Raw genomic sequence first — 1,475 nt, 5'->3', positions numbered from 1 at the left:
TTATTTAATGAGGAAAAAACTATAAGCAAGTGATGGAAAAATGCAGATTCTTACCACCGCCGATGAGAGAAAAAAATATTTTTATTAAATATTAATACTGACATGGTTAACTAAACTAAGATTTGATAACTTTTTACTAGGATCGGGGCCGTACCTCATTTAAGTATTGAGATGTAGCTTATTATAATTATTATTACTCGTTTTAGTAGATAAATCGATAGGCATTCTTGACTGTGTCAAGGCTATGATTATAAATAAATTATATGACAATTATAACGCTCACTTTATGGTTGGTGAGGAGGTTTATATTATATAGTGTCCTCTTTTTAAATGTTATCACAGAGGGACACAAATGATTAAAGTATGTTTCAATGAATGTATAAAGGGATTAAGCTTGTTTTTAATAGGCGGATTATGTTCACTTTCTTTTGCGGGTTCGGCAAGTTGTATTGATTTGAACACGGGTAAAGAGGTACAGATTGACATAGAAGACAATACATCGCGAGGAATGGAAGTTTATATTATGGAACCTGATGCCGATCTGAAAGGGAGATTTTATAACTTAACTCGGTTTTGGGATGGACACAGTAAAGGGTTGTTGACAGGCGAGGGGGTGAGTATTGTTTACAAAGATAATTTTGGAAATAAATCAGTAGAACAAATCAATGCTTATCTTTCTTATAATTATAGTAAACAACCTGGCCAGGGTTGGATTAAATCATTCAAATTTGATTCTTGCAGTATCACATGGTAGGAGTTCTTTAAAAGCAGAAATATGAGGGCGTATTTCCCTCACTCCATGTAAAGGTAACCCTGTATCAAGGAACGTACATCTTTGGCTCAGGACTATACTGTAAAAAGAGATGAACCTTTACAGATCACAAATTGAATGGAGATTTGCGGCAAAAAACATTGAGTCATTATTTTCGCCCCAACCTATTGATTTTATTACACCTGCTAGCTAACCTTGCTGCCCTTAAGAGGAGCAGGGTTGCTAAATGACACCAGCAAAAGAATTACCCATTGTCATTGAAAAATCACAAGAAGACGTTGAGCAGATCATTGCATTGGTACACTCATCAAACTTACCAGAGGGAACAAAACCTTTTGTCATTGGGTATTCACTTGGCCTCCTGGATCCCGCACGCACTGGTCGAGCATAAAATAACCGTATCCAATTTAAAGCGACTTATCTTTGGCAAAGGCGATAAAACCACGAAACAACAAGACAAATCCCCAAAGGCAGAAGAGAATAACGCGGAGGCAGAAGAATCCGAAACCAGCCCTTTAAATGATGAGAGCCATGAGCCCAAAGAACCCACAGGACATGGACGCCTTCCGCATACAGCCTACATCAATGCACAGGAACACACCATTGCCTTAGAGTCCTGGCATCCTCATTAATATCAAAGGACAGAATTTAGCGTCCGTTAATAAATATTGGATTGAGAAGCTGCGATGTGCTTTATGCAATA

Annotated in this window: 3 protein-coding genes; all 3 read left to right on the top strand. The window is 37.6% G+C overall.

Annotation, left to right across the window (positions count from 1 at the left end; all coding sequences use genetic code 11):
* Positions 1-352: 352 nt before the first annotated feature.
* The 3 genes from Lsan_RS17265 to Lsan_RS21830 all read left to right on the top strand — a co-directional run bounded on the left by Lsan_RS17265 (position 353) and on the right by Lsan_RS21830 (position 1,404).
* Positions 353-754, top strand: coding sequence for a hypothetical protein (locus Lsan_RS17265; protein ID WP_058515376.1), 402 nt, complete (start codon positions 353-355; stop codon positions 752-754).
* Positions 755-998: 244 nt separating this feature from the next.
* A complete protein-coding gene (locus Lsan_RS22540) occupies positions 999-1,163 on the top strand; it encodes a hypothetical protein (protein WP_165482614.1) in 165 nt (54 codons plus the stop codon).
* Positions 1,126-1,404 carry a hypothetical protein gene (locus tag Lsan_RS21830; protein WP_083505173.1) on the top strand — a complete coding sequence of 93 codons (279 nt, stop codon included), beginning with the start codon at positions 1,126-1,128 and terminating at the stop codon, positions 1,402-1,404. The genes Lsan_RS22540 and Lsan_RS21830 overlap by 38 nt, the downstream gene beginning before the upstream one ends.
* Positions 1,405-1,475 lie beyond the last annotated feature (71 nt).

Source organism: Legionella santicrucis (assembly GCF_001468135.1).
Classification (GTDB): domain Bacteria; phylum Pseudomonadota; class Gammaproteobacteria; order Legionellales; family Legionellaceae; genus Legionella; species Legionella santicrucis.
This window is presented reverse-complemented; position numbering and strand designations above follow the sequence as displayed.

What these genes read in the sequence shown, in the direction of transcription:
- Lsan_RS17265 (WP_058515376.1), top strand. Translation starts at nt 353, where the DNA reads ATGATTAAAGTATGTTTCAATGAATGTATAAAGGGATTAAGCTTGTTT.
- Lsan_RS22540 (WP_165482614.1), top strand. Translation starts at nt 999, where the DNA reads ATGACACCAGCAAAAGAATTACCCATTGTCATTGAAAAATCACAAGAA.